We start from the raw sequence: 23347 nt of genomic DNA, 5'->3' as shown, positions 1-23347 counted from the left end.
TGTCGAGGAGTGAGCATGTCTGAGTGGGTAAATATTGTAAATCTATTAATGACCGTTGCAACTTGCGTGATGGCTTGGGCAACATGGTTAATGGCTAAAGTGACAAAAAAAACGCTTGAAGCACAATGGAAGCCATACATTTCTGTTTATGCACAAACACGTCCTGACACTCCAAACGCTCTTCAAATTGTAATCGAAAATATCGGATCTGCTCCAGCTTACAATATAAAATTTAAAAAATCCAGCAATCTATTATATAACGCATGGGGAATCACCCCGAATGACAATAGGAAAGGACTGGAGATTACGAAGGGGCCTTTAATCACAGGCATTCCCTATCTTCCGCCGAAGGGGAAACGGGTAATTCATTGGGGACAATACGGAGGAATTTTAAGCAGCTTAGAAGGCGAACCCGCCGAAGTGACCGCTATATTTTGCGATTCGCATGGAAACCAAGAGCCTCCGGCGAAAAGTATTTTGGACATAAAAGATTTTGAAAATACTGCTGCGATTGATTCTTTAGAACTACGACAAGTCCGTGCACTAGAAAAAATACCAAAACAGCTAGACAAGATTTGCTCAACCTTGGGAAAGAAATTTAGGTCGCAAGCTCCTGAAAACGCATTCATGTGGGCATGCATTGCGATTGAGCTGGGCTTCCCTCAAGAAATAGTGTTACAGCAAGGGTGTCAAGATGGACTATCAGAGGAACAAAGAAACAGTGCTATTGATAAGGCACATTTTTTGTTGAAAAATATTCGACCTGAGCAGACCTACGATAACGAAAAATTTAATTTTTTAGCTTAATAAACGAGCAAAAACCCCCGACCATCTTTGTGATGATCGGGGGTTTTAATTATCTATCTGGTGGAGCTGGACAGAATTGAACTGACGGCCTCTTGAATGCCATTCAAGCGCTCTCCCAACTGAGCTACAGCCCCACGGCGAAAAGCACAATGACTAAAATACGCCTGTTTGTCAACAACTTCTTGCAAAAAAAATTATAATTCTTTCAAATCCGCGGCCGAAGCCGCTTGCCGGGCGTCATGCAAATCCCCTTTGTACGCCTTTCCAGGCCATCAGCAGCCCGTCAGGCGCAGTAGCCGTCGAAGCTTCCTGGCGCAACAACAAATCCGTCCTATCTGTCCGCCTCTTCGGCCAGGCGGGCCATCTCTGCTCCGGCACTTTCCAGCGCGTGTGACAGCACATCGTCTGCCACAGCGTAAGAAAAGCGGATGCAGTTGTCGTCGCCAAAGGCCGCGCCTGGCACAAGCGCCACATGCGCCTTGTCCAGCAGGCGGGTACACAGCTCGGTGGAATTGTTCACCGTGCCGCCATAGCACTTGCGCACGTCCACAAAAAGATAAAAGGCCCCGTCAGGTTTGGGACACACAGCCCACGGCCAGGAGCCTACGATCTTCATTCCCAGATCGCGACGGCGCATAAAGGCTTCGCGCATGGTGTCGATGCAGTCTGTGGGGCCGGTCAGGGCCGCCAGAGCCGCCTTTTGCGCAATGGAGCAGATGCTGGACGTGCTATGCCCCTGCATGGACGATATCTTTTTTATCAGCGTGGGGTGCGCGGCAAGAAAACCCACACGCCAGCCTGTCATGGCATAGCTTTTTGAAAGCCCGTTGAGCACGGCCACCTGCTCGGGATAGCGGGCAAACCAGCCGATGGCGCTGGTCATCTTGGCCGGGGCGAAAACAAGCTGGTCATAAATCTCGTCAGACAGCACAAAAATGCCGCGCGCCAAGGCCCAGTCCATAATGGCCGTAAACTCCGCCTCGGTATACACCGCCCCTGTGGGATTACTGGGCGAGTTGAGAATGAGCAGGCGGGTTTTGTCCGTAGATGCGGCATCCAGCATGCCGGGCGTCACCTTGAAACCCTGCTCCGGTCCGGCATGCACGGTGACCGGCACGCCCCCGGCCAGCATGACCATATCAGGGTAGCTCAACCAGTACGGTGCGGGAATAAGCACCTCATCACCCGGATTAACAGTAGCCTGCAAAAAATTGTAGAGGCAATGCTTGCCCCCGGCCCCGATAACAATGGATTCCTGCGGCACGGGCACGCCATAGGCGCGGTCAAAATACGCTCCGGCGGCCTTGCGCAACTCCGGAATGCCGGGTACGGCGGTATAGCGGCAAAAATTTGCATCAATGGCGGCCTTGGCAGCCTCACAAACGTGGGGCGGCGTGGGAAAATCCGGTTCGCCCACGGCCAGGCTGATTACGGCAACGCCCTGCGCCTTGAGTTCCAGGGCGCGACTGTTGACACTGAGGGTCAGAGAGGGTTTGATGCTGCTCAAACGATCTGAAATCTGCATGAGAGGCTCCTTCACGAAGGGGGACGCAATGCGGCGCATGCGGCGAAATTACAGCCGTCAATTTTATCAGCTTCGCCACGGGGTGTAAATGCGTACAAAACAGAACGGCGCAGCGGCCACAAAATCCGGCAGCCCCCAGCCGCAGGCCTGTGGCCGGATGCGCCCTCCACAGCAACCACCGCAGGCCCAACAGGCGCAGCAAAAAAAAACCTGCGGCCTGCAAGCAAGCCACGCAGCGCCAGCGGCCCCTGCCGATACCGAGGCCCTGCCCGCTGCAAACATGCCCAGGCAGACACCCCGTACTGCGACACGGCCTCCCCTGCTGCCCATGCCGCAGGGCTGCGTGATCGGCAGCTTTGTGCAGCGGCGCAAACGCTTCAGTGTAGAACTGCGCGTCAACGGCCAGGAGCTGTGGGTGCACAGCAACAATTCCGGCAGCATGCTGGGCCTCACCCGGCCGGGCCGTCCCGTTCTTGCCTCCCCGGCGGCCAACCCTGCCCGCAAGCTCAAATATACGCAGGAATGCGTATGGCTGCCCCAGACGGCAACGCCCGCCACCCCTGACGCCCCTGCTGACGCCGGCCCATGTGCCAGCCCCGGCTTTTGGGTGGGCGTAAACACCAATATACCCAATCGCATGCTTGAGGCCGCCTTTCATGCCGGGCGCCTCGATTTTGCGCAAGGCTACGCCAGCCTTGTCCGCGAGGCCAAACGCGGGCAGAGCCGCCTGGACGGACTGCTCACAGGCCCCGGCCTGCCGCCCCTGTGGGTGGAGTGCAAAAACGTCACCATGATGGAAGACGATGCCGCCTGCTTTCCTGACGCGGCCAGCGAACGCGGGCAAAAACATTTGCGCGAGCTGATGGACATTGTGGCCCAGGGCGAACGGGCCGCCATGCTGTACCTTGTGCAGCGCCCGGACGGCAGTTGTTTTGCCCCTGCGGACTTTATCGATCCGGAATACGCGCGCCTTTTTTACGCCGCGCTGGCCTGCGGGGTGGAAATATACCCGTACCGCGCCCTTGTGGATGTAACGGGCATAGACCTTGGCACGCTCATTCCCCTGCGCCCTGCCCCGCAGCACGGCTAAACGCGGACCATAAAAAAGGTCCCGCCGGGACCTTTTTAGAGTATTTTAAATTTGAAAAAATTTAAATCCGCTAACGCTGTACGAAAGTGCGGAGCGCCGTCACACGGCGTAGATTCTGCCGAAAATTGCACATCCGGCAAAATGACAACTTTGAACTGCTTCACATTTCAAAGTCCGTCTACTCCAGACCACCTTCCGTTGCCATAGCCCTGGTGCTGCCTGTGGCTCTTCAACAACGAGCCGCAGAGTAGTTGCTGTCCATTGTCAACCTTGTCGTTCAGACAAGGTCCATCGCATACGGCGTTGCACGGCGCAAAGAAAAAGCACCGGGCAACGCACGGACGCGCCCGCAACAGCAGAAGACGCGCCCCAGGACTCACGAAATCAGACAGCCGCATCCACCAGCAGGTTATCCCTGTGTATGACTTCGGGGTAATGGGCATCACCAAGAATGGCCGCCACCTCATGGCGCTTGAGCCCCATGATTTTCTTGAGTTCCGGCGCACTGTAGTTGGAAAGTCCCACTCCGATGCTTTCACCCTTGTGCAGCACGCGCACAAGCCCCCCGCGCTGAAACGTTCCTTCCACCGCGCACACGCCGCCGGGCAGCAGGCTGCTGCCCTTGTGCAGCAAGGCTTTGGCCGCGCCGTCATCCACATGCACGCTGCCCGCAGGGTCAGACTGATAGGCCAGCCAGAACTTGCGCCGCGTGATGGCGTGCCGCCCGGACCGCACCCAGGTTCCGCGCGTGAACGGCCCATGCCCCTCAGGCGCGGAGCATATCCCGGCAGCGGCAAAAGCACGGCTGATGACCCATGGCTCACGGCCGGGCAAAATCAGCGTGGGTACGCCCAGTTGCGCGGCACGGCGCGCGGCCAGCAGCTTGGAATACATGCCGCCTGTGCCTACCAGCGTCTTGCCGCCGCAAAGTTGCCCCAGATCCAGCGTTGCCACATCGTCGATATGATCCATAACGGGCGCATCGGGATGTTTTTGCGGATCAGCCGCAAGCACGCCCGACGAAGAGGTCAGATTGATAAAAAGATCGGCTTCCACCAGATTTATAAGCAGGCTCGCCAGGCAGTCATTGTCGCCAAACTTCAGCTCGCTGATGGATACCGTGTCGTTTTCATTGACGATCGGCAATACATCCCAGTGCAGCAATTCGGCAAAGGTATTGCGGGCATTGAGAAAACGCTGGCGCGCACGAAGGTCGTCACGAGTCAGCAGCACCTGTGCCGTAGGCATGCCGTGGGCCAGAAAAACCTTGTCCCAGGCCTGCATAAGCTGACCCTGCCCCACAGCCGCCGCGGCCTGACGCGCAGCCAGACCCGCGGTTTCCACCACACGGCCACGGCTTGTCAGGGCGGCACGCCCGGCAGCCACCGCGCCCGAAGAAACCAGAACCAGACGGCGCGCGCCCTGCTGGGGCTGCCCCGCCGGATCACTGGCAAGCGGCAGGTCGCGCAAGGCGGCAAGCTGTGCGGCAAGCCCCGCCAGCACCGGGCTGCTCAGCCCGCTGGCGTCCGTCAGCACGGCGCTGCCCACCTTGACCACAATTACCCGCGCCTGGGCCAGAACGCGCGTGCGCTCCTGCTGCCAGGTTTCAAACGATTCTTCTTCAGAACGACACTTGCCGCACTGCTCCGGCTGTCCGGCTTCGGACGCCGTGCCATGGGGGTGCTGCCTGCTCATATCCGCTCCACATCCCGCTATTCGCGGGTATAGATGACTTCAATTTCGGGAAATTCCTCTTCGTCCACATCGCTGGGGCCTTCAAGGCGCACAATCGGCTCGTTGCGTGCGGTGCTCTCGCAAACCTGCCAAAGCTCCTGCACCAGAGGCTCAAGCCCCAGATCGTCGCGGGCAGAAATGAAGTAAACTTCGCGGCCATCTGCTTTGGCCCGCTCTTTCAGGGCTTCCAGCCTTTCAGGGCTTACAAGGTCGATCTTGTTCACCACCTCGATCTGCCTGCGCTCGCCAAGCTCCGCGTCAAACCGGCGCAGCTCTTCATTCACCAGGCTGAAGCCCGCCCAGGGATCTTCATCACCCACATCCTCAATGCTGAGGATATGCACGAGAAAACGCGTGCGCTCCACATGCTTGAGAAAACGCAGGCCAAGGCCCTGCCCTTCATGCGCCCCTTCGATCAGGCCTGGAATGTCGGCAATGACCATGCGCCTGTCCGGATTGAACTCGTCAATCATCACACCCAGGTTGGGGGTGAGCGTGGTGAAGGGGTACGCGGCAATTTTGGGACGCGCGGCCGACACCTGCGAAATGAACGTGGATTTTCCGGCGTTGGGCAAGCCAATCAGACCGGCGTCCGCCAGAATTTTCAGCTCAAGCCGCAGGCTGAATTCCTCGCCGGGTTCGCCGGGTTGCGAAAAACGCGGCGCACGCATGGTGGAAGACTTGAAATGTTCATTCCCCTTGCCGCCACGGCCACCGCTGGCTACCAGCACTTCCGCGTCCGGCTCGCTCAGGTCAGCCACCAGCACTTCGCCTTCGGGGCCTTCCGCGTACACCAGCGTTCCCACGGGCAGGTTCAGAACCAGATTCTCGCCCTTGCGTCCGTCGCACTGGCTGCCCTCGCCCGGGCGGCCGTTCTGCGCCTCGTACAGGCGCTTGAGACGAAAGTCATACAGCGAGAGCAGGCGGTTATCCGCCTTGAGGTACACCGAGCCGCCATCCCCCCCGTTGCCGCCGTCCGGGCCGCCGCGGGGCACAAATTTTTCACGCCGGAAAGACAGGCAGCCATGCCCGCCTTTGCCGGCACGCACCTGAATTCTGGCTTCATCCACAAATCTCATGCAATATCCTCTGCCCGATGCTTACGGGCTTGTTTTTCAACCGGCATGCTGCGCCAACAGATTTACGGCACACAAACACCGAAAGGGAAGAAGCCTTGCGGCCCCTTCCCTTATCAATAAAATCCCACGCGGCCGCGCTAGCTGGCGGCCGCCTCCACATGCACGCGCGTAAGCACGCGGCGCTTGCGGATATACTTTTCAAAGCGCACCACGCCATCAATCGTGGCAAACAGGGTAAAGTCCCTGCCCATGCCCACGTTGACGCCGGGGTGCACAGTGGTGCCCAACTGGCGCACCAGAATATTGCCGGCAAGAACACGCTGGCCGCCGAAACGTTTAACGCCGCGCCTCTGGCCTACACTGTCGCGGCCGTTACGCGAAGAGCCGCCTGCTTTCTTTTGAGCCATAATAGCCTCCCTGGTGCGCTGAACCCTAAAGCTCAGCTGGGCGAGTAAATTTTTCGCTCAACCGGACAAACCGGCCCCGAAGGAACCTGCATGTCCGGACATCGGGCGTTCGCCCTCACGCCCGCCAGAACCTCATAAAAGGTTCTAGCCGTTGATGCTCTTGACGCGAATGGTGGTGAAATCCTGACGATGACCGCGCATCTTGCGCGAGTCATTGCGGCGCCAGCGCTTGAACACCTTGATCTTCGGGCCGCGCCCGTGATCCACCACTTCCGCTGTAACAGCGGCCCCGGCAAGATAGGGAGCGCCGACTTTGCATTCAGCGCCGCCGACCATCAGCACCTTGTCCAGGGAAATTTCGCTTCCGGCCTGCGCCGCGAGCTTTTCCACAACGATCTTGGAACCTTCTTCAACGCGGTACTGTTTTCCGCCGGTTTCGATAATCGCGTACATGATATCAACCTCCAAAAAGAGAAAGGCATATTTGCCCTATTGCACGGCAAATGTCAAGCGCCTTCCGCATTTTTTCGGCAAGGACGCGCCACCACCGCCCCAGGGCGGCGGCATGCAGCCGCACGGCGCTTGTACCCCAAGGGCCGTCGCGGCACAAGCGAAAAATCGCCCCACAGCCGCGTTCTTGCAGCATATACAGCCAAACCCACAGTTTTTCCTGCTAGTTTTCCTTGGCATCCTGCCCTTGCGCTGCTATGTTTTGCCGCGATGAACGATACCATTACCCTTCAGATAGAAAGCCTGACCCATGACGGGCGCGGCCTGGCCCGCGCCCACGGCGATGCGATTTCCATATCCGGCTCCGCTCCGGCGGCCGGGCGGGCCTCCGGGCGCACCCGCAACCGAGGCACTGTTGTTTTTGTGACCGGCGGCCTGCCCGGGCAGACCGTGCGTGCGCGCATCACCCGACGCAAATCCAGTTTTTGTGAAGCCGACATGCTGGAAGTCCTGCAGGATGCCCCACGCTCTGTGCCGCCCGTCTGTACCCACCATGGCGACTGCGGCGGATGCCCGTTGCAGACCATGCCGTACGACACACAATTACAGTGGAAACGACGCATCGCCCTTGATGCCATGATCCGCATCGGCGGTCTGGACGCCGGACTTGTGGAAGGCCTGTTTACCAAAGTTCTGCCTTCTCCCGCGCTTGAACAGTACCGCAACAAGATGGAGCTGGCCTTTGCCGGCGGCGGCGCGGAAGGCGATCCTCTGATACTCGGACTGCGCCGCCGGAACGGACGCGGCGTGGTTTCTGTACCCCAATGCGCCCTGTTGCCCGCCGCAGCTCGCGACATTGTCCGCATGGCGGCCGATCTGGCGGCACAAAGCGGCCTGGCGGCGCATACCCCCCGTGATCAGGCCCGTTACAGGCAATCGCCCCAGGAAGACGCCGCGCATCACGACAGGCAGGACGGCAAAGGCAGGCGCGGCACGCGCCCGGCACGCCGCGCACCGGAAAACAGCATCGCAGCGGCCGCTATGACCATAGAAGCTGCTCAGAACAACGGCTTCTGGCGCTTCCTCGTTTTGCGGCGCGGGCTTTCCGCCGACCTGCGCACTCCCGGCTGGTGGGCGCTTTGCATCACCAGCCCAGGCAGCCCTGAAGAACAGGAAGCCGTACGGGCCATGGGGCAAAAACTGCTCAAGGCTTCTCCCGCCCTGGCCGGATTCATTCACGAAGAGCGCGCCAGTGATGACGCCCTGGCCCAGGGGCAGAAACGCATCGTGAGCCTGGACAGAGCCGGCGCGCACAATCCGGCCTCGGCCCGCTTCTGGCAACCCCTTGGCGGGCGGCACTTCGCGCTGGATGCCGCATCGTTTTTTCAGGTCAATACCGCTGCGGCGCAGGTGCTGGCAGACACAGCCATGGGCATGTTCAAGCGGCATGTCAGCCAGGAATCTCCGGCGCTGCTTGACCTTTACTGCGGCGTGGGTGCTCCGGGACTGCTCATGGCAGACCGCTGCGGCCGGCTGTTCGGGCTGGAACAGGACGCAAAAGCTGTTACCCTGGCACAGGCCAACGCCGCTGCAATGGGGTTTACCCATTGCTCCTATGTGGCTGGCGACGCCGCCCAGCGGCTGGACAGGCTTGCCCCCGCGCACGAAAACTACTGGCACCCCACGGAAACATGGGATGCCGTGCTGGTGGACCCGCCGCGCGCAGGCCTTGCCCCCCGCGCCCTGAATGCGCTGTTGCGGCTCAATGCCCATACCATCCTTTATGTATCATGCAATCCGGCCACGCTGGCCCGTGACGCGGCCCGGCTTCGCGGCGCCTACCGGCTGGTGGAAATGGCCGCAGTGGACCTGTTTCCGCATACGCCGCACGTGGAATGCCTGACCCTGTGGCAAAGCCTGTAAGGCCATGTGCCATGCATATTTCCGCGAAAGTCATTGACGCGGCGCAAAGGCTGTGATAATTTACACAGCGTTGGGGTTTATAACGTCTATTCCCTATAACGCGCGAGAACAAATGCAAATCCAGTTGCCTGCAAGGGCGGCCACAGCGCGGGAGGGGACATGTCGTTCAAGGATTTTCTCAAGCAGCAGCAAAGCGGCCTTGAAGCCATGGCCAACACAGGGGTCATCGGTCTGCACCTGGTCAGCGGCCCGGCTGTGGGATTTGCCATAGGCTATGGCATTGACTACTGGCTGCACACAGGCCCCTGGGGCAAACTGATTTTTCTGCTTGTCGGCATCGCCGCCGGTTTTCTGAATGTTTACCGCGACACCAAGGCGCTGCTGAAAAAAATGGCCAGGCAGGACGCTCTGCGCAAAGGGCTGATCCCGCAGAGCGAGGCCGCAAGCGTTCCCCCCGGGGAGCAGGGCAAAACGGATGGCCGTGACCGGCAAAAAGAGCATGATACACAGCCTTGACGCCTGGCTTTGGCGGCGTGGCCTTGACCATCCCGCAGTGCGCGTCATGGTGCGCAACGAACTCCTGCTCGCCGTCGCCGTTCTGCTTGTAGGCGCGCTGACCTTCACGGTGCTGCCCTGGATTTTCTGGTTTGGAGTGGGCCTGGCCATCATGGCCTGGACATTCTGGGGCCTGGCACGGTTCTTTTTACGCCGGGGCCTGGGCGACTACAGCACGGCTTTTTTGCGCATTGTGATAATTCGTTGGCTTGGCAGGCTTGTCTTGGTGGGGGGCATCCTATATATATCCCTCATCATGTATCAAGCTCCAGTGTTTGCGCTTGTGGGCGGCATGCTGGCAGGCGGGCTCTGCGCCCTTGTCAGCTTTGCTCTGGCCGGGCGAACCGCGCGCCGCACCCCGTAGCAGAAGCCGCAAACCAGCGACGGAACAACACAGATTTATTGCATAACGCCCGCACCGTCAGCCGCAGCCGCCCCCAGCAGGGCCTGTGCGCGGCATGAAAATCCGGCGGCACGGCTTTATGCATTTGGCAAAAGCCCGGCTGAAGGTATATGGCAGGGCCATGCCCTGGCCAAGCGCAGCCAGCAGGCCTGCTGAGCATGGCGCGGGCAGCGCGAAAAATTTTTGGGGAATGGCCTTAGGGCTTTACATCAACGCAGCGCCTAGGCGCGTATCGACCAGGAGGCATGGCTCATGGCAGGTGGTTTGCCGCATCCGGTATTGCTCTCCACATTTATGGGCATGGACGAAATCACCATCGGTGGACAGGTGGTGGAATTCAAACATGTATTCTACTCCTGGGTCTGCATGGCCATTCTGTTTGCTGTGGCCTGGGTCCTGCGAAGACGCCTGACGCTGGTGCCGGGCGGCTTGCAGAACTTTTTTGAGGCCATGGTAGACACCATCGAAAACTTTATCGTTTCCACCATGGGTGAGAACGGGCGTAAGTTCGTTCCCCTGCTGGCGGGCATTTTCATTTACATTTTCGGCATGAACCTCATGGGCCTTGTGCCCGGCTTCGACGCGCCTACCGCCAACCTCAACACCACGGTCTGTATGGCCCTCTTTGTGCTGGTGTTTTACAACGCGGTGGGCCTTATTCGCTGGAAAACGCACTACATCCACCATTTTACCGGGCCTTCCAAGTTTCTTATCCCGCTGATGTTCCCGCTTGAAGTGGTGTCGCATCTTTCCCGCCCGGTTTCGCTTTCACTCCGTCTTTTCGGTAACATCCGGGGCGAAGAAATCGTTATGGTGCTGTTTTTTATCATGGCGCCCATTCTGGGAACACTGCCCATCTACGCGCTGTTCCTTCTGGGTAAGACCATGCAGGCTTTCGTGTTCTTCATGCTGACCATGTTCTACATCAAAGGCGCTCTTGAGGCTCCCGAACACTAGCCTTGCCACGGGCGGCCCTGCCGCCCTCCCCCGCCGGAGGCAACCCGGCGGCGTCTCCTGCCGGACGTAAAACAGGCACTCTATACGTGGGGAATGGTCGTAATGACCCAACAATACAACAGTGCAAGGAGTGTCTCATGCGTAAACTTCTGATGATCGCCCTGAATACCGTGGCTCTTCTGGGTATGGCCACCATGGCTTTTGCTGCCAACCAGCTTGACGCCTCGGCCCTTGGCTACACCTGCCTGGCCGCCGCCCTTGGCATCGGCATTGCCGCCTTCGGTTGCGGTATCGGCATGGGCCTTGGCCTGAAGGGCGCCTGCGAAGGCGTTGCCCGCAACCCTGACGTGAGCGGCAAGATCACCGGTACCATGATTTTGGCCTTTGCCTTTATCGAATCCCTGGCCATTTACGCCCTGGTTATCAGCTTCATTCTGCTGTACGCCAACCCCTACGCGTAAGGCCGGACAAGTTTTGACACAAAAAAGGAGGCTTCGGCCTCCTTTTTTATTTCCGCTTTTTCCCCGTTTCAATTGCTTTTACCTTCTGCCTTCGCCCCATATACACAACGCAGCGCAATATAAAACATGAATGCTGCGCGAGCCGCTCATACTCCCTGAGTTTCCATAGCCTGTTCGCGGCCCGCCCAAAAGCAGCGTGCAGACGTTGCGCCGCCTTTTCTCCACTGTCGTAAAATCCGCCAGCCAGCGCTTCCATTTATCCCACAAAATAACATCCGGGGAGGAAGCGCCGCATCAAAAGATACTCGCCAATACACAAAACACGGCGCCAACAAAGAACGGCCTTACCGGAAAAGACCGGGTAGCGCCTGCTATGCCGCCAGACAGTGCATCAGTCCGCTATTTCCCCGCCTATGCGCCTGTTTGCAGGCGGCTGAAAATCCGGCGCGGCTGTGCGTTCCTTCAGCTAAAAAGCATAGTGGCATGATTGACCGGTAAAGCCGCCCTGAAACTCCTCCCACGGGGCAGGGCAAAAGCCATTGCCAGGCGCTGGCCCAGCCAGCGGGCAGCAGCACATATTTTTACGTGCGAGATGTTTTTACAAAAGATATTTAGCGCGACAGCAAACCTGCACTGCCCGCAACCTGCCCAGCCTGGAACAGCATTGAGAAAATAATGACGAAACAGACGAACCTGTGCGGACAAAAACATGACCAACTGAACCCCACATGCCCAATCCGTATAAAAACCGATGCATTTTTAGAATATTAGCCTTTTTTGCTGCCCGGAACATATTCTGGAGCTTGGGGCTTAACCTTTGTACCCTTTTATAGTAGCATTTTGATCACGAAAAATTCTTTTTGTAACATGCGCGCGTATTGGCTGCCCCAACCTGCGGCAAACGCCCACAACCCAAAAGGAACAAGCTGTAACATGCTTTTATAACAACAAAAAAAATACAAAACAAAGTTCATGCGGCATGTTGGCTATCTTGTTACTATCACACTGGGGGGCAACCATCGTCAATGGTTGTGCATGCAACCCAATAGCGCTAAGTTGAGCGTGACATTGCCAGAGCATAGGATTACGTATATTTCAGATGCTCTTGGCAGTAACCATTGACAAAAGCAGCCCGGCTTGCACATTTGCTGGTTTTTGATAGACACTTTATTTCACGAGACGACATCTTCCCGTTGACAAGCTCGCGGCTTTCAAAAGGTACTTCTATGGCTAACCAACCCAAAAGCAAACACATTCCCCGCGCCACCATCCAGCGCCTCGCCACATACGTACAGGTGCTGGAGAACTTCTCCCGCGACAATGTGGAGGTCATCTCCTCCAACCCCCTGGCTGAGGCTTGCGGGGTCAACGGTTCGCAGGTGCGCAAAGACCTTGCCTACTTTGGCGAGTTTGGCATTCGCGGGGTCGGCTACCATGTAAAATCTCTTATCGCCGCCATCACCTCTTCTCTTGGTGTTGACCGCGAATGGCGTATGGCCCTGATCGGTGTCGGCAACCTCGGCAAGGCCATCCTTAACCACGGTGAATTCCGCGCCCGCGGCTTCAACATCGTGGCCATATTCGACTGCGACCCCTTCAAGATAGGTGAAATTGTCCACGGCCTTGAAGTGCACTGCACCCGCGACCTCAAGGATATGGTGTCTGACCTGAATATCGAGATCGGCATCATCACCACCCCGCCGGAAAGGGCGCAGCGGGCGGCCCAGCACCTCATGGACGCGGGCATTACCTCCATACTGAACTTCGCGCCCGCACGCATCAAGGTTCCCGAGCGTATCAACGTGGAATATGTGGACTTTTTCCACCATCTTTATGCTCTGGCCTTCAATCACCCCATGACCCGCTAGGGTTTTGGCCTTGCACCCGCACATATGTCGCTTGTCCTGGCCAGGCCGTTGTTATGACGCCCTGGCCTTTTTAACCCGCTTGGTGCCTCCCCGTCGTGACTGCACAGGACACGACCTTGGCCGATGCCTGCCTTTTTACGGCCCGGCCGGATTGTGCATTGGCCTCACGCTGACCCTGCCCTGCTTTTTTTTATATTTTCTGCTGTGCCAGTCCCCTCAGGCCAGCCTTGTGCTGTGCGCCGCCCTTGCGGCCTGGTCATGGATGGGGCTTGAAGTATGGGCCACGCGGGGCCTGCACTGGGACGGCCTGGCGGATCTTGGCGATGCCTGTGGCAGCGGTGCGCGGGACGACCGCTTTTGGAGCATCCTGCGCGACAGCCGCTTGGGCGCTTTTGGAGCCTTGCACCTTTTGCTGGCCTTTGGTGGCATGTGGCTGGCACTGTGCTGGCATATACATGCCGGGCAATGGCTCTGCCTGGTGGCAGCCCCTGCCTGGGGCCGGGCCTGCGCACTCTGGCTGGCCGCATCTGCCGAGCCGCGCGAACCACAGTCACTGGGCGGGCTCACCTGTGCCGGAGCCAGTCCGGCTCTGGCGCGAGGCTACGCGCTGGGAGCACTGTTGTTGTTATGTCTGATGTTTTTTGCGGGGCAGGTGGCCTTGTGGCAAGTTCCGTTGACGCTCTGTGGGCAGTATGTTCTCATCCGCCGCATGGCGGCTCTGGCCCGTGACCGGGGCGGTGTTAACGGCGATTTTCTGGGCGCTGCCATACAATGGGGCCAGTTGTGGTTTCTGCTGGCAACAGTATAGAAAGCCCGTGCAGTAACGCAGCCCTGACGGCTGCGCGGCGGCCTTCCGCCACAAAGGCGCTGCGCCTGCGCTGCCGGACACCGGAATGCACGGCTTGAAAAATTTGGGAACATCTCTTCTCAAAAAGAATATTCTGGACCGCGCCTGTGCATTTGCCAGGACAAGCAAGGAGGACCCCATGGATTTCAGAAAATTAGCTGAAAAAGCGCGTACCTGCCGCCGGTTTGTAGAAGACCGGCCGCTGACCGTTACCGATCTGGAATGGCTTGTGGATTGCGCCAGACTGGCGCCCTCGGCCAGAAATGCCCAGGACCTGCGGTTCAGCCTTGTAGCCCAGGGCGATACCTGCAAAAAGCTCTTCGCTCTTACCCGCTGGGCAGGCGCGCTCAAAGACTGGGGCGGACCGCACCCCGGCGAACAGCCCACAGGCTTTATCACCATTTTCATGCCGCAGGGCGGCACGGAGCTGACGTTCTATGACGTGGGCATTGCCGCGCAGACCATTCAACTGGCTGCCACCAGCCGTGACTGGGGCTGCTGCATCATCAAATCTTTTGATCATCAGGCCGTACCCGCGCTCTTGCAGGCCCCGGCAGACCTCAAGCCCGCACTGGTGCTCGGCCTGGGCGCAGCCAAAGAAACACGTGCGGTAGCTCCGCTGCCCGCGGACGGTAACACGGCCTATTGGCGCGATGCCCAAGAGGTTCATCATGTTCCCAAAAGAACCCTGGACGATTTGATCATCGGGCGCTTCTAGCGCTTTGCACGGTGAAGCGCCTGTGCAGCAGTGGGCCATCCTTGTCGTCATAGCCCGCAACTTCTTTCGCTGTGCGGGTCGAAGCCAGTGCGCCCGGCAAGCCGGGTACGCTTTGGCAACTCCGTAGCGCGATTTTTTATAAAAACTCGCGCAGGGCAGACAAGCATTTTCGCTGTCAGCCCACTTCAGCAGATTGGATTGTGAAGGCACAGATTCTCAAAACGTACAAACGCCCGCCCTGCCCGTGCAAGAACGCACGAGACTTTGGGGCGGGCGTTTGTTCATGACCTCCGGACTTGCCCGAAGGCTGAACGCAACTTCAGACGAGCCCTTCCGGCGCGTCCTGGCACTGTATTTTTGCAAGTGCCTCCAGAGTGCCGGGAAAGGCTTTCGACAAAAAAGTGAGGGCTGCCCCACTACTGACAGCCCTCTTTTTTGTACGTCCTGCATTCCGCGATAATTGACCGCAATGCGGCTATGGCCGTGGCTGCCTACGCTGCATGCCACGAAATGCAGCACAATGGCGCTCAACGACACTCTTTCTCACGAACACACCCACGACGCACAAATCCTTGATGCGCGGCAAAGCGCTTTTAAAACAGTATGCCTTTGCACCGCCGGAAGCTACCCGGTGCATCAGGCCAGCTCACCAGACAGCCCATCAGGCTCCGCTGCCATGCAAACAAAGAACCGCAGTCTGTCCCTTGCCGCCTTCTTTGGCATTGTACAAAGCCTTATCGGCCATTTTATAAAGTTCTTCATAGTTGTGACGGCCAGACCGGCTGTAGGCCACCCCAATGCACACGCCCACGCGCACGCCGTCAACAAGTGGCTCTTCCAGCCTTGCCGTAATAGTTTTACTGACCCGGACGATTCTTTCCTGCGGCATATTCTGCACAAAAACGGCAAATTCATCGCCGCCAAACCGAAAAACAATATCATCTTTACGAAAGCACTGGCCCAGCAGAACGGCAAAAGCCTTCAGCACCGCATCACCCGCCGCATGCCCGGTCGTGTCATTAATTGCCTTGAAATTATCCAGATCAAAAACAAGCAGGGCCGCGCTGTGACAGGTTTCGTCCGCTCCGCTCAACCTTGCGGCAACAAGGTTTTCGCCGGCAGCCCTGTTATAAATGCCGCAAAGAGGATCTTTTTCCGCCCGGCGCACCAGGGCATCCCTTTCCTTGATGCTGGCATGCACATCTTTAAGAACGCCTATAATGCCAAGTTCTTTGGAACACGGGTCGCTGTACCCCACAACAGTCAGGCTGTGCCAGGTATAGGGAGCACCGGCCTTGAGCCGTGCGCGCACCTCGCAGGTACAGTCATTTTCAGCGCGCAGGGCAAGGCTGATCAGACTGTTGATTTTCTCGCTCTGCCCTGGGGCCAAAAGACCTTGCCGCAAAAGGGTTTCCGGCACTCTTCTGGCTTTGAGCAGGCCGCTACAGGCCACTATATCCTGGTCGAGATTAGTGATACCCCCTGTAACCGGATCAATCTGAAAAACCATATCAACAGTACTGCGCAGCAGGGCTTCAAGCCGGTTACGGCTTTTTACCAGATCATTTTCTTTATGCACGCGCTCGGTAACATCCTGAAAAAGACAGGTACAGTAGCCGTATTGTGGCCGATGGCAGGTTACCGCAAGGTGCCTGCCCAATGACGGCCAGAATCCGGACATTTCCTGCACATGCCCCTGATAGGCAGTCTTCCAGAATATTTCCAGCCATTTCCTGTCCAGTTTCATACAGGAATGAACAAGCGAAACGCCCGTCATCCACTCACGGGGAGCACCGAAAAGTGTAAAAAGAGCTTCATTACCATAAACAATCATCAGATCGCGCGGTCTGCCCATAATATCCAGGTCTACCCGCATCACCGCAAGAGCCTGCGGCAGACCCTGCAAGAAGTCCAACCGGCTTCCGCAGGCAAGTGCCACATCGCGTGGGGGCATCTGAAAAGTATCTGCAGAATACCCATCAACAGCTTTCATTGGAGGCCCCGTGCGCCGTCTGGAACCGGGTTTTGGAAAAACGTGACAGAATGACTTTCAACGTTCATACCGCATATCCAATATATTTATAGCAAAAAACTTATATAGCTTATATCATATTGAAATACAGCGGCGCTGTCAATAACTCCTATCAATAATTTCGGGCATACTGCACCCATCAACAACGATAACCACATACTTTTAAAACAAAAAAATACTGTGCAAAAACATTTACGCCAATGTAAAAAATACACACCTTATTGAAATAGATGAGGAGTTTTTTATGAATTACAGGCGGGACGCAGGTCCGGAAAAGAAAAAAAGAAGTGATCTCAATAGCACGAAGGGCTATGACAGCAGATCGGCCATAGAAAAAGGGCCGGCTTCTGGATTTACTGTCTGCCCCTGATGTAAAACAGCTTTCTTTGCATTTTTTGAGCACCGCATGGAAGTGTCTGGCCTATGCCTGGCCGTAGCGCAAGAGCCATTTATTAAAAACTTCGGCCAGAAGGACATCGCCCATGGCGTATGCCGCACGGCGGGCACGCTGTACCCGTGCCTTGGCCGATTTCGCCAGATCATCTCCCACAGCGCCGGTCAGACCGGCCCGCACCGAAGCCGCGTAATCCGGCCCTTCCACGGCCTCTGTAAGATGCAGCAGTTTTTCGCGCGAAACCTCGTCGCCCAAAAACATGGCGCAGCGGGTGGCGCTCAGCAGGGCAGCGGTCATATCGCCGCGGGCCTCAAGCATATCCATTAACCGGTGCCAGCCGCCCCGCCACAAAGGTTCACGCTCCAGCTCTGCCCGGCAGGCCTCTTCATTGGCGGTGAATCGCGCGTCAAAGTCCACGTTGCGCTTTTCTTCCACCGCTTCCGGCAATTCAAGCCAGTGCCCGAGATTGGGGCCGAGCCGCAACTCGTAGCCGTCAAGCGCAGCCAGGATGTGCAGATCCGGCCTGAGTCGCCGTGCCTGCCGTTGGCAGAACAGCATTCCGTTGGCGTTATCATGGTCAAAACGGCCCGGGGTCTGGCTGGTATGGTGTACAATGACGCTGCGCCCTTCCACTGCCAGGGCATACCCTTTGCCGCGCAGCTCAAAACAGAGGTCCAGATCTTCAAAGCCATTGCGAAAGCCTTCAAAAAAGCCGCCGCATTCCCAAAAAACATCTTTGCGCAGCAGCATGGCCGCGCCTGTTATGGCCTGAAGAGGCCTTTTGTTGCGCGGCACAGGGTGCCCGCCGGGAAAGCCCTCATACAGGTGGCCCACTTGCAGAAAGGGCGTAAAAAAAATGCCGCAATGCTGTATGGTTCCGTTAGGATAAAGCAAAAGCGGTCCAACGACGCCCATGCGCTGCCGACCAAGGGCCTCGCGCAGGGGCGGCAGCCAGCCCGGGGTCACGGTTGTGTCATTATTAAGAAAAAACAGCAGGTCACCTGTGGCGGCGGCAGCCCCCGCGTTGCACCCTCCGGCAAATCCCATATTGGTGGTCAGCCGCACCGGGCAAAAGGCCGCACCCCACAAGGCGCGGCCCAAAGCTTCCAGTTCCGTGGTGGTGGCATCGGTAGAGCCGTTGTCCACCACCACTATTTCCACATTCTCCTCCCGTGTGTGCATGGCCAGGGAGCGCAGACAGGCGGCCGTCATGTTCCAGAGATTCCAGACGGGAATAATGATGGAGACTTTAGCGTTATTCATGGCATTCTCTCCGGTTCCGTGCGGCAAAGCTGCGGGCCGCGTTCACGAAATTTTCTGCCCATCCCGGTGCGGCCGGGGCGAAAATATGGGTGTATGAAGCCCATACGTTACGAAAAACAAGACCGTCCACCCGAAGCGGCGTGTGCGCGCCGCACTCCTTGCCCGCCTTCTGGGGCAACGGCGAACCGGGCGGAGGCCCCATGCCCTGCCCCTTGTCCAGTTGCATGGCCCAGTGCGCATGGCCGGAATTGCGACTCCAGCCGTCCGCATCTTCCCACCGGCAACGGGAATAATGAAACTCGTGCCCGCGCAGATCTGTGCCGGGCGCAAAAAAAGGATTGGGAGCCGTAATACGGCCCCGCACATAGCCAAGGCCCTGCGGTTTCGGACAAAAAACAGCAGTTACGGGCAAAATGCCGCTCATGGGCCACACTGTTTCCTGACGCTCAATACCGCGAGAGAGCACCATAAAGCCGCCACATTCGGCGTATATGGGCATGCCCAGCTCCGCCCACACCGCAAGTTGCCCCAGCAACGGCGAGCAGCTTAACGCCTCTGCATGGTCTTCAGGAAAGCCCCCGCCCAGGTACAGGCCATCCACCTGCGGCCAGGGCGCGCGGCAGGCCAGGTCAAAAGAAGCCCCAGGCTCATCCCCTGCCGAGGCAGGCCTGTGCTCCGCATCCAGAAGCGAAAGCTGCACAAGATCTGCCCCGGCCCGGCGCAGGGCTTCCAGATTTTCCTCATAGTAAAACCACAGGGCGGCATCACGCACATAGCCTATGCGCGGGCGCGCGCCCAGGGCGCCGGGGGGACAGAAGGCGGCCACAGCGCTGCCCTCGGGGAGGGGCGCGGCGGCATGACCGTCTGGCCCTGTCCCTGCCGGGGACATGACGGCACAATTGCCGCCCGCTGCACCGGCAGGTTCCGGCCAGAAGGCTTCGGCCTCCAGCGGGGGAACGTTTGCGGCGGCTTCAAACACGCGGGGCATGTCCACATGCGCGCTCACAAAATCCGCCAGCCTGTCCAGCACCTGCTGTGCCTGGGGCGAAAGACTGTCGCCGCAGGAGGCAATGCCCATGTGGCGTTCAGGCAGGGGGTTTTCCGCAAGCCGCGGCAAGGCCCCGAGTACGGGAACATCCGTATGTTCCTCCAGCGCCTGCCTGAGAATGCGTTCATGCCGACTGGAACCCACCTGATTGAGCACCACGCCCGCAAAGCGTATCCCCGTTTCAAAATGCAGCATGCCACGCACCAGCGCCGCCGCTGTGCGGGTCATCTTGGTGCAGTCAACGCTGATGATCACCGGGCATGACAGCACGCGGGAAAGCTCCGCGGTGGAGCACGAACCGCGTGCGTCCATGCCGTCAAAAAAACCACGGTTGCCTTCAACAAGGCCGAGCAGACGCCCGCCTGCGGCAGCGGCGTTTCTGCCTGCCCCGGCTTCTTCCACGAGATGGGCGGCCGCGCTTTGCATGGCATGGACAAAAAGAGCACGCAGACGCGGCGGCTCAAGAAAATATGGATCAAGATTGGCGGCGGGTCGCCCGGCGGCCAGGCGCAGCCAGGCGGCATCGATATAGTCCGGCCCCTTCTTGAAGGGCTGCACAACAAGGCCGGACCGAACGAATGCACGGCAAAGCCCCAGAGAAAGCAATGTTTTGCCGCCGCCGCCGGAAAGGGCGGTAACGCAAAGGCGGGGCATGGACTCCGGGACGGGCCGCGCGTTGCGGCCTTCAGAAATGCGGCGGGTATGGCTCATGGCTTTTCGCATGGTGACGGGTGAAATCAGGACGCTGGAACATTTCAACGCTGAGGATATGGCCGCGCAGCATCTGCAAGGCGCTCATGCGGGCGCCAGTCGCGTGACTGCCTGCCCCCTGCGGCGGACGTCCGCCCGCGCCGTTGCCCAGCAGCCGCAACGTCGCGTTGCCCTGAAAACAGACTGCTCCGGCGGCAGCGGAGAAAGAAGGCCCCCGCCCCGACAGCGCGGATACGCCCAGCCGGCAACGCAGGCCGAGGCCGGCCGGAAAAAATACAGGCGGCAAGGCCAGGCCGCGCCAATACGCGGCCCGGCCCGAGGCCGCCGGACTTAATGCTTGAAAGAACGCTGCCCCGTAAAAACCATGGCTACCTGAGGCACAGCCTCATTGCAGGCCATGATAACTTCGGCGTCGCGCATGGACCCGCCGGGCTGGGCGATGGCCGTAACGCCCTGGGCGATGGCGACATCCACGCCGTCGCGGAAGGGGAAAAAGCCGTCGGACACCAGGGCCGTTCCGGCGAGGCCGCCGTGGGTTTCCTGTGTGCGCCGCTCGATGTCGGCCAGTTTTTCCGCCAGGGCGCTGTCTTCGGCGGCCTTGAGCTTCAGTTCGTAAAGGGTCAGGCCAAGTTCGCGGAAGGCAAGGGTATCCGCATACTTGGTGTGCGCCTTGTGTATGGCAAGCTCTACACAGCCCACGCGGTCCTGTTCACCCGTGCCGATAGCCACGGTGGCCCCGTCGCGCACAAAAATGACGGAGTTGGAGGTAACACCGGCCTCCACGGCCCAGGCAAACCGCAGGTCATCCAGTTCCGCCGGGCTTGGCGCGCGCGCCGCCACGGAAAGGCCGTCCTTGGTGGTGGCGGTGGCGGGCAAGAAGTCGGCGCCGGAAAGAACGCGGTTTACAAAAGATTTCTGCACCACAATGCCGCCGTCAGACAGGCTTTTGATGTCCAGAAACGCCGAAGAGGTCAGTTCTTCAAGGCGGCCCAGGCCGGGCAGTTCCATAATGCGCAGATTTTTGCGGCTTTTAAGTATCTCCACCGCGCCTTCTTCAAAAGCCGGGGCAGCCACCACCTCAAAATAATTGGCGGCCACCATTTCCGCGGCCTCACGGGTGAAGGGACGGTTGACGACCACCGCGCCGCCGAAAGCCGCGATACGGTCACACCAAAAGGCTTTTTCAAGGGCGGCGGCCACGCCGTCCTTGCTCCAGGCCGCGCCGCAGGGATTGTTGTGCTTCAGAATGATCGCCGCCGGGCGGTCTGCGAGGTACTGAAGGATATTGGCCCCGTTGTCCACGTCCGTCAGGTTGGTCTTGCCGGGGTGCTTGCCCGCCTGAATCATCTGTTCTTCAGTGAGGGCAGAAACAATGCCGTGTCCCGGACCCCGCCACTGGAGGCCGCCGCAAGTGATGGCACCCTCTTTCAGGGCGTACAGGGCTGCGGGCTGATCGGGGTTTTCCCCGTAGCGCAGGCCCTTTTCCTCGCCGTCCAGCGTCCAGACGCGCTTTTGGAACACGAGTTTTTCATCGCCAAGAATGATGGTCATGGTTTCGGGAAAAGCGTCCTTGCGGACAGTGCTGTACATGGCCTTGAGATCCGACATGCGTGCCTCCAGATGTTCGTCGGTCAGGTAAGGGTTTTGCATAGCACAGAAGAAGCCGCCCCACCAGCCCAAATCCGCCGTCCACGCGGCGCGGCGGGGACTTTGCCGCAGGGTTTACGCCGTCTGCGCGTTGACGAAACACAGGCCAGGCCCTACATTGCCTTGTCGCCCAGGACCCACAAGGCAGGTTTGCGCCCCTGGCGCGCCCTGCACTTATTAGCGGAGGATATATGGAAAAACTGCTTGCCCGGCTGGCGCAGCAACTGGATACGATCGACGAAGCGTCATTGATGTCGCTGTGGAGCAAATACGCCACCGTAAGCAGCCGCTTTGAACCCACAAGAAAGTGGGAAGAGGCGACGCTCATCTTTTCCCTGATTCAGGCCAAGCGCTGGAAAAACCAGCTTTTCAACTATCACTGGTCGCGGCAGAGCCAGGGCCGCGAGGGTCTTGCCCCGCAACTACCCGGCCTTGCACCCGAATTTTCTCTGGAGCCGCCGCAAAAAGACGTTTCCGAGCAACGCTGCCGTGTTCTGAAATTCCATCCTCTCAAAGAAGATGACGAAGACGGCAAGCCGTAGCAACCACGGGCATTGCGCCATACCCGGCCACATCCGCAAAGCATGCAGCCGGGGACTTCAGCGGCCACAGACCAAAGCCGTCATATTTTCCGGCGCATGCCCTGTAAACACATGGCCTGCGTACGGTGTTACGCCGTTATGGACATTTGACTTGCATTTGCATCCGAGATAGGTACCATGAAAGGCTTTGCGTCCTGCTTTTGGCAGTTTGACAAGGCGGTCATTTATCGCGCCTGCGGGTGCGTAACGCTTCCTCATGACAGTACGCCCCCCTGCGGCGGCGTTTCAGGCAGGTAAAATCATGGCGAATACGGTCATCATCGGCGCACAGTGGGGCGACGAAGGCAAAGGCAAAATCGTTGACATGCTGAGCGCCCAAAGCCGGGCCATTGTCCGTTTTCAGGGCGGCAACAATGCCGGGCACACCATCAAGGTACAGGGCGAAGAAACCATCCTTCACCTCATTCCTTCAGGCATACTGCACGCGGACAAAATGTGCTTCATCGGCAACGGCGTGGTGCTTGACCCGCAGGTTTTTCTTGAAGAGGTGGACCACCTGGCTGCCAAGGGTATTGACGTTTCCCCGGCCAGGCTCGGCATCAGCAAAAAAGCCCACCTCATCATGCCTTACCATAAAAGCCTGGACAAAGGCCGCGAAGCCAAACGCGCCTTGCACAAGATAGGCACGACCGGACGCGGCATCGGCCCCTGCTACGAAGACAAGGCCGCCCGTGTGGGCCTGCGCGCAGGCGACCTGACCAATCCCGACCTGGTGCGGGCCAAGGTGGCCCACGCCCTGCAGGAAAAAAACACCCTGCTGCGTGATCTGTACAAATTTGACCCGCTGGACGAAGCCACCGTTTGCGAAGAACTGCTGGCCCTTGCC

The 23347-nt window shown here is 58.6% G+C and carries 22 protein-coding genes and 1 tRNA gene; 12 read left to right on the top strand and 11 right to left on the bottom strand.

Annotated features, from left to right (window positions below; all coding sequences use genetic code 11):
* Window positions 1-15: 15 nt before the first annotated feature.
* Window positions 16-807: a hypothetical protein gene (locus QZ377_RS02195; protein ID WP_291439120.1), complete on the top strand. Its 792-nt coding sequence runs from the start codon at window positions 16-18 to the stop codon at window positions 805-807.
* 58 nt (window positions 808-865) lie between these two features.
* On the opposite strand, the gene QZ377_RS02190 is transcribed toward QZ377_RS02195, so the two are convergent.
* Both QZ377_RS02190 and QZ377_RS02185 read right to left on the bottom strand, forming a co-directional pair.
* Window positions 866-941: transfer RNA gene (locus QZ377_RS02190), tRNA-Ala, on the bottom strand.
* Between the two features lie 197 nt (window positions 942-1138).
* Window positions 1139-2332 (bottom strand): pyridoxal phosphate-dependent aminotransferase, encoded by a 1194-nt coding sequence (locus tag QZ377_RS02185; protein WP_291439119.1) that lies wholly within the window; start codon window positions 2330-2332, stop codon window positions 1139-1141.
* A gap of 280 nt (window positions 2333-2612) precedes the next feature.
* Here QZ377_RS02185 and sfsA point away from each other — a divergent pair, with 280 nt between their 5' ends.
* A complete protein-coding gene (gene sfsA / locus QZ377_RS02180; RefSeq protein ID WP_291439344.1) occupies window positions 2613-3422 on the top strand; it encodes a DNA/RNA nuclease SfsA in 810 nt (269 codons plus the stop codon).
* A gap of 384 nt (window positions 3423-3806) precedes the next feature.
* Here the strand turns inward: sfsA and proB are convergent, their stop codons facing one another.
* The 4 genes from proB to rplU all read right to left on the bottom strand — a co-directional run bounded on the left by proB (window position 3807) and on the right by rplU (window position 7095).
* A complete protein-coding gene (proB, locus tag QZ377_RS02175) occupies window positions 3807-5117 on the bottom strand; it encodes a glutamate 5-kinase (RefSeq protein ID WP_291439117.1) in 1311 nt (436 codons plus the stop codon).
* 17 nt (window positions 5118-5134) lie between these two features.
* Entirely contained in the window at window positions 5135-6235 is a 1101-nt protein-coding gene (gene obgE / locus QZ377_RS02170; protein ID WP_291439115.1) for a GTPase ObgE, read from the bottom strand.
* Window positions 6236-6372: 137 nt separating this feature from the next.
* On the bottom strand, window positions 6373-6642 hold the full coding sequence (gene rpmA / locus QZ377_RS02165; RefSeq protein ID WP_291439114.1) for a 50S ribosomal protein L27: 270 nt from the start codon (window positions 6640-6642) through the stop codon (window positions 6373-6375).
* Between the two features lie 144 nt (window positions 6643-6786).
* Window positions 6787-7095, bottom strand: coding sequence for a 50S ribosomal protein L21 (rplU, locus tag QZ377_RS02160; RefSeq protein WP_015939251.1), 309 nt, complete (start codon window positions 7093-7095; stop codon window positions 6787-6789).
* 267 nt (window positions 7096-7362) lie between these two features.
* Between rplU and QZ377_RS02155 the strand changes: the two genes are divergently transcribed.
* The 8 genes from QZ377_RS02155 to QZ377_RS02120 all read left to right on the top strand — a co-directional run bounded on the left by QZ377_RS02155 (window position 7363) and on the right by QZ377_RS02120 (window position 14824).
* Window positions 7363-9015, top strand: coding sequence for a class I SAM-dependent RNA methyltransferase (locus QZ377_RS02155; RefSeq protein WP_291439112.1), 1653 nt, complete (start codon window positions 7363-7365; stop codon window positions 9013-9015).
* Between the two features lie 159 nt (window positions 9016-9174).
* Window positions 9175-9531: an AtpZ/AtpI family protein gene (locus QZ377_RS02150; protein WP_291439110.1), complete on the top strand. Its 357-nt coding sequence runs from the start codon at window positions 9175-9177 to the stop codon at window positions 9529-9531.
* Complete coding sequence (locus QZ377_RS02145; RefSeq protein ID WP_291439108.1) at window positions 9491-9934, top strand: hypothetical protein; 444 nt, start codon at window positions 9491-9493, stop codon at window positions 9932-9934. The genes QZ377_RS02150 and QZ377_RS02145 overlap by 41 nt, the downstream gene beginning before the upstream one ends.
* Before the next feature lie 291 nt (window positions 9935-10225).
* Complete coding sequence (gene atpB / locus QZ377_RS02140; RefSeq protein WP_015939255.1) at window positions 10226-10930, top strand: F0F1 ATP synthase subunit A; 705 nt, start codon at window positions 10226-10228, stop codon at window positions 10928-10930.
* A gap of 137 nt (window positions 10931-11067) precedes the next feature.
* Entirely contained in the window at window positions 11068-11391 is a 324-nt protein-coding gene (atpE, locus tag QZ377_RS02135; protein WP_015939256.1) for an ATP synthase F0 subunit C, read from the top strand.
* 1226 nt (window positions 11392-12617) lie between these two features.
* Window positions 12618-13259, top strand: coding sequence for a redox-sensing transcriptional repressor Rex (locus QZ377_RS02130; RefSeq protein WP_015939258.1), 642 nt, complete (start codon window positions 12618-12620; stop codon window positions 13257-13259).
* A 4-nt stretch (window positions 13260-13263) separates the two neighbouring features.
* Complete coding sequence (locus QZ377_RS02125) at window positions 13264-14067, top strand: adenosylcobinamide-GDP ribazoletransferase (protein ID WP_365853858.1); 804 nt, start codon at window positions 13264-13266, stop codon at window positions 14065-14067.
* A gap of 178 nt (window positions 14068-14245) precedes the next feature.
* Window positions 14246-14824 carry a nitroreductase family protein gene (locus QZ377_RS02120; RefSeq protein ID WP_291439104.1) on the top strand — a complete coding sequence of 193 codons (579 nt, stop codon included), beginning with the start codon at window positions 14246-14248 and terminating at the stop codon, window positions 14822-14824.
* Window positions 14825-15485: 661 nt separating this feature from the next.
* Here QZ377_RS02120 and QZ377_RS02115 read toward each other — a convergent pair.
* The 5 genes from QZ377_RS02115 to QZ377_RS02095 form a co-directional block, all read right to left on the bottom strand.
* Window positions 15486-16739, bottom strand: coding sequence for a sensor domain-containing diguanylate cyclase (locus QZ377_RS02115; RefSeq protein ID WP_291439102.1), 1254 nt, complete (start codon window positions 16737-16739; stop codon window positions 15486-15488).
* A 538-nt stretch (window positions 16740-17277) separates the two neighbouring features.
* Complete coding sequence (locus QZ377_RS02110) at window positions 17278-18513, bottom strand: glycosyltransferase (protein WP_291439100.1); 1236 nt, start codon at window positions 18511-18513, stop codon at window positions 17278-17280.
* Entirely contained in the window at window positions 18506-20272 is a 1767-nt protein-coding gene (locus tag QZ377_RS02105) for an AAA family ATPase (RefSeq protein WP_291439098.1), read from the bottom strand. The genes QZ377_RS02110 and QZ377_RS02105 overlap by 8 nt, the downstream gene beginning before the upstream one ends.
* Window positions 20247-20558, bottom strand: a complete 312-nt coding sequence (locus QZ377_RS02100) for a hypothetical protein (RefSeq protein WP_291439097.1) — start codon at window positions 20556-20558, stop codon at window positions 20247-20249. Before QZ377_RS02100 ends, QZ377_RS02105 begins: the two co-directional genes overlap by 26 nt.
* A 44-nt stretch (window positions 20559-20602) precedes the next feature.
* Complete coding sequence (locus QZ377_RS02095; RefSeq protein ID WP_291439095.1) at window positions 20603-21880, bottom strand: IMP cyclohydrolase; 1278 nt, start codon at window positions 21878-21880, stop codon at window positions 20603-20605.
* 230 nt (window positions 21881-22110) lie between these two features.
* On the opposite strand from QZ377_RS02095, the gene QZ377_RS02090 reads away from it, so the two are divergent.
* Both QZ377_RS02090 and QZ377_RS02085 read left to right on the top strand, forming a co-directional pair.
* Entirely contained in the window at window positions 22111-22461 is a 351-nt protein-coding gene (locus QZ377_RS02090; RefSeq protein ID WP_291439093.1) for a hypothetical protein, read from the top strand.
* A 301-nt stretch (window positions 22462-22762) separates the two neighbouring features.
* The coding region (locus QZ377_RS02085) for an adenylosuccinate synthetase (protein ID WP_291439091.1) at window positions 22763-23347 on the top strand (585 nt) is incomplete at its 3' end.

The sequence above is a fragment of the Desulfovibrio sp. genome, from assembly GCF_019424165.1.
In the GTDB taxonomy this organism is placed as follows: Bacteria; Desulfobacterota; Desulfovibrionia; order Desulfovibrionales; family Desulfovibrionaceae; genus Desulfovibrio.
This window is presented reverse-complemented; position numbering and strand designations above follow the sequence as displayed.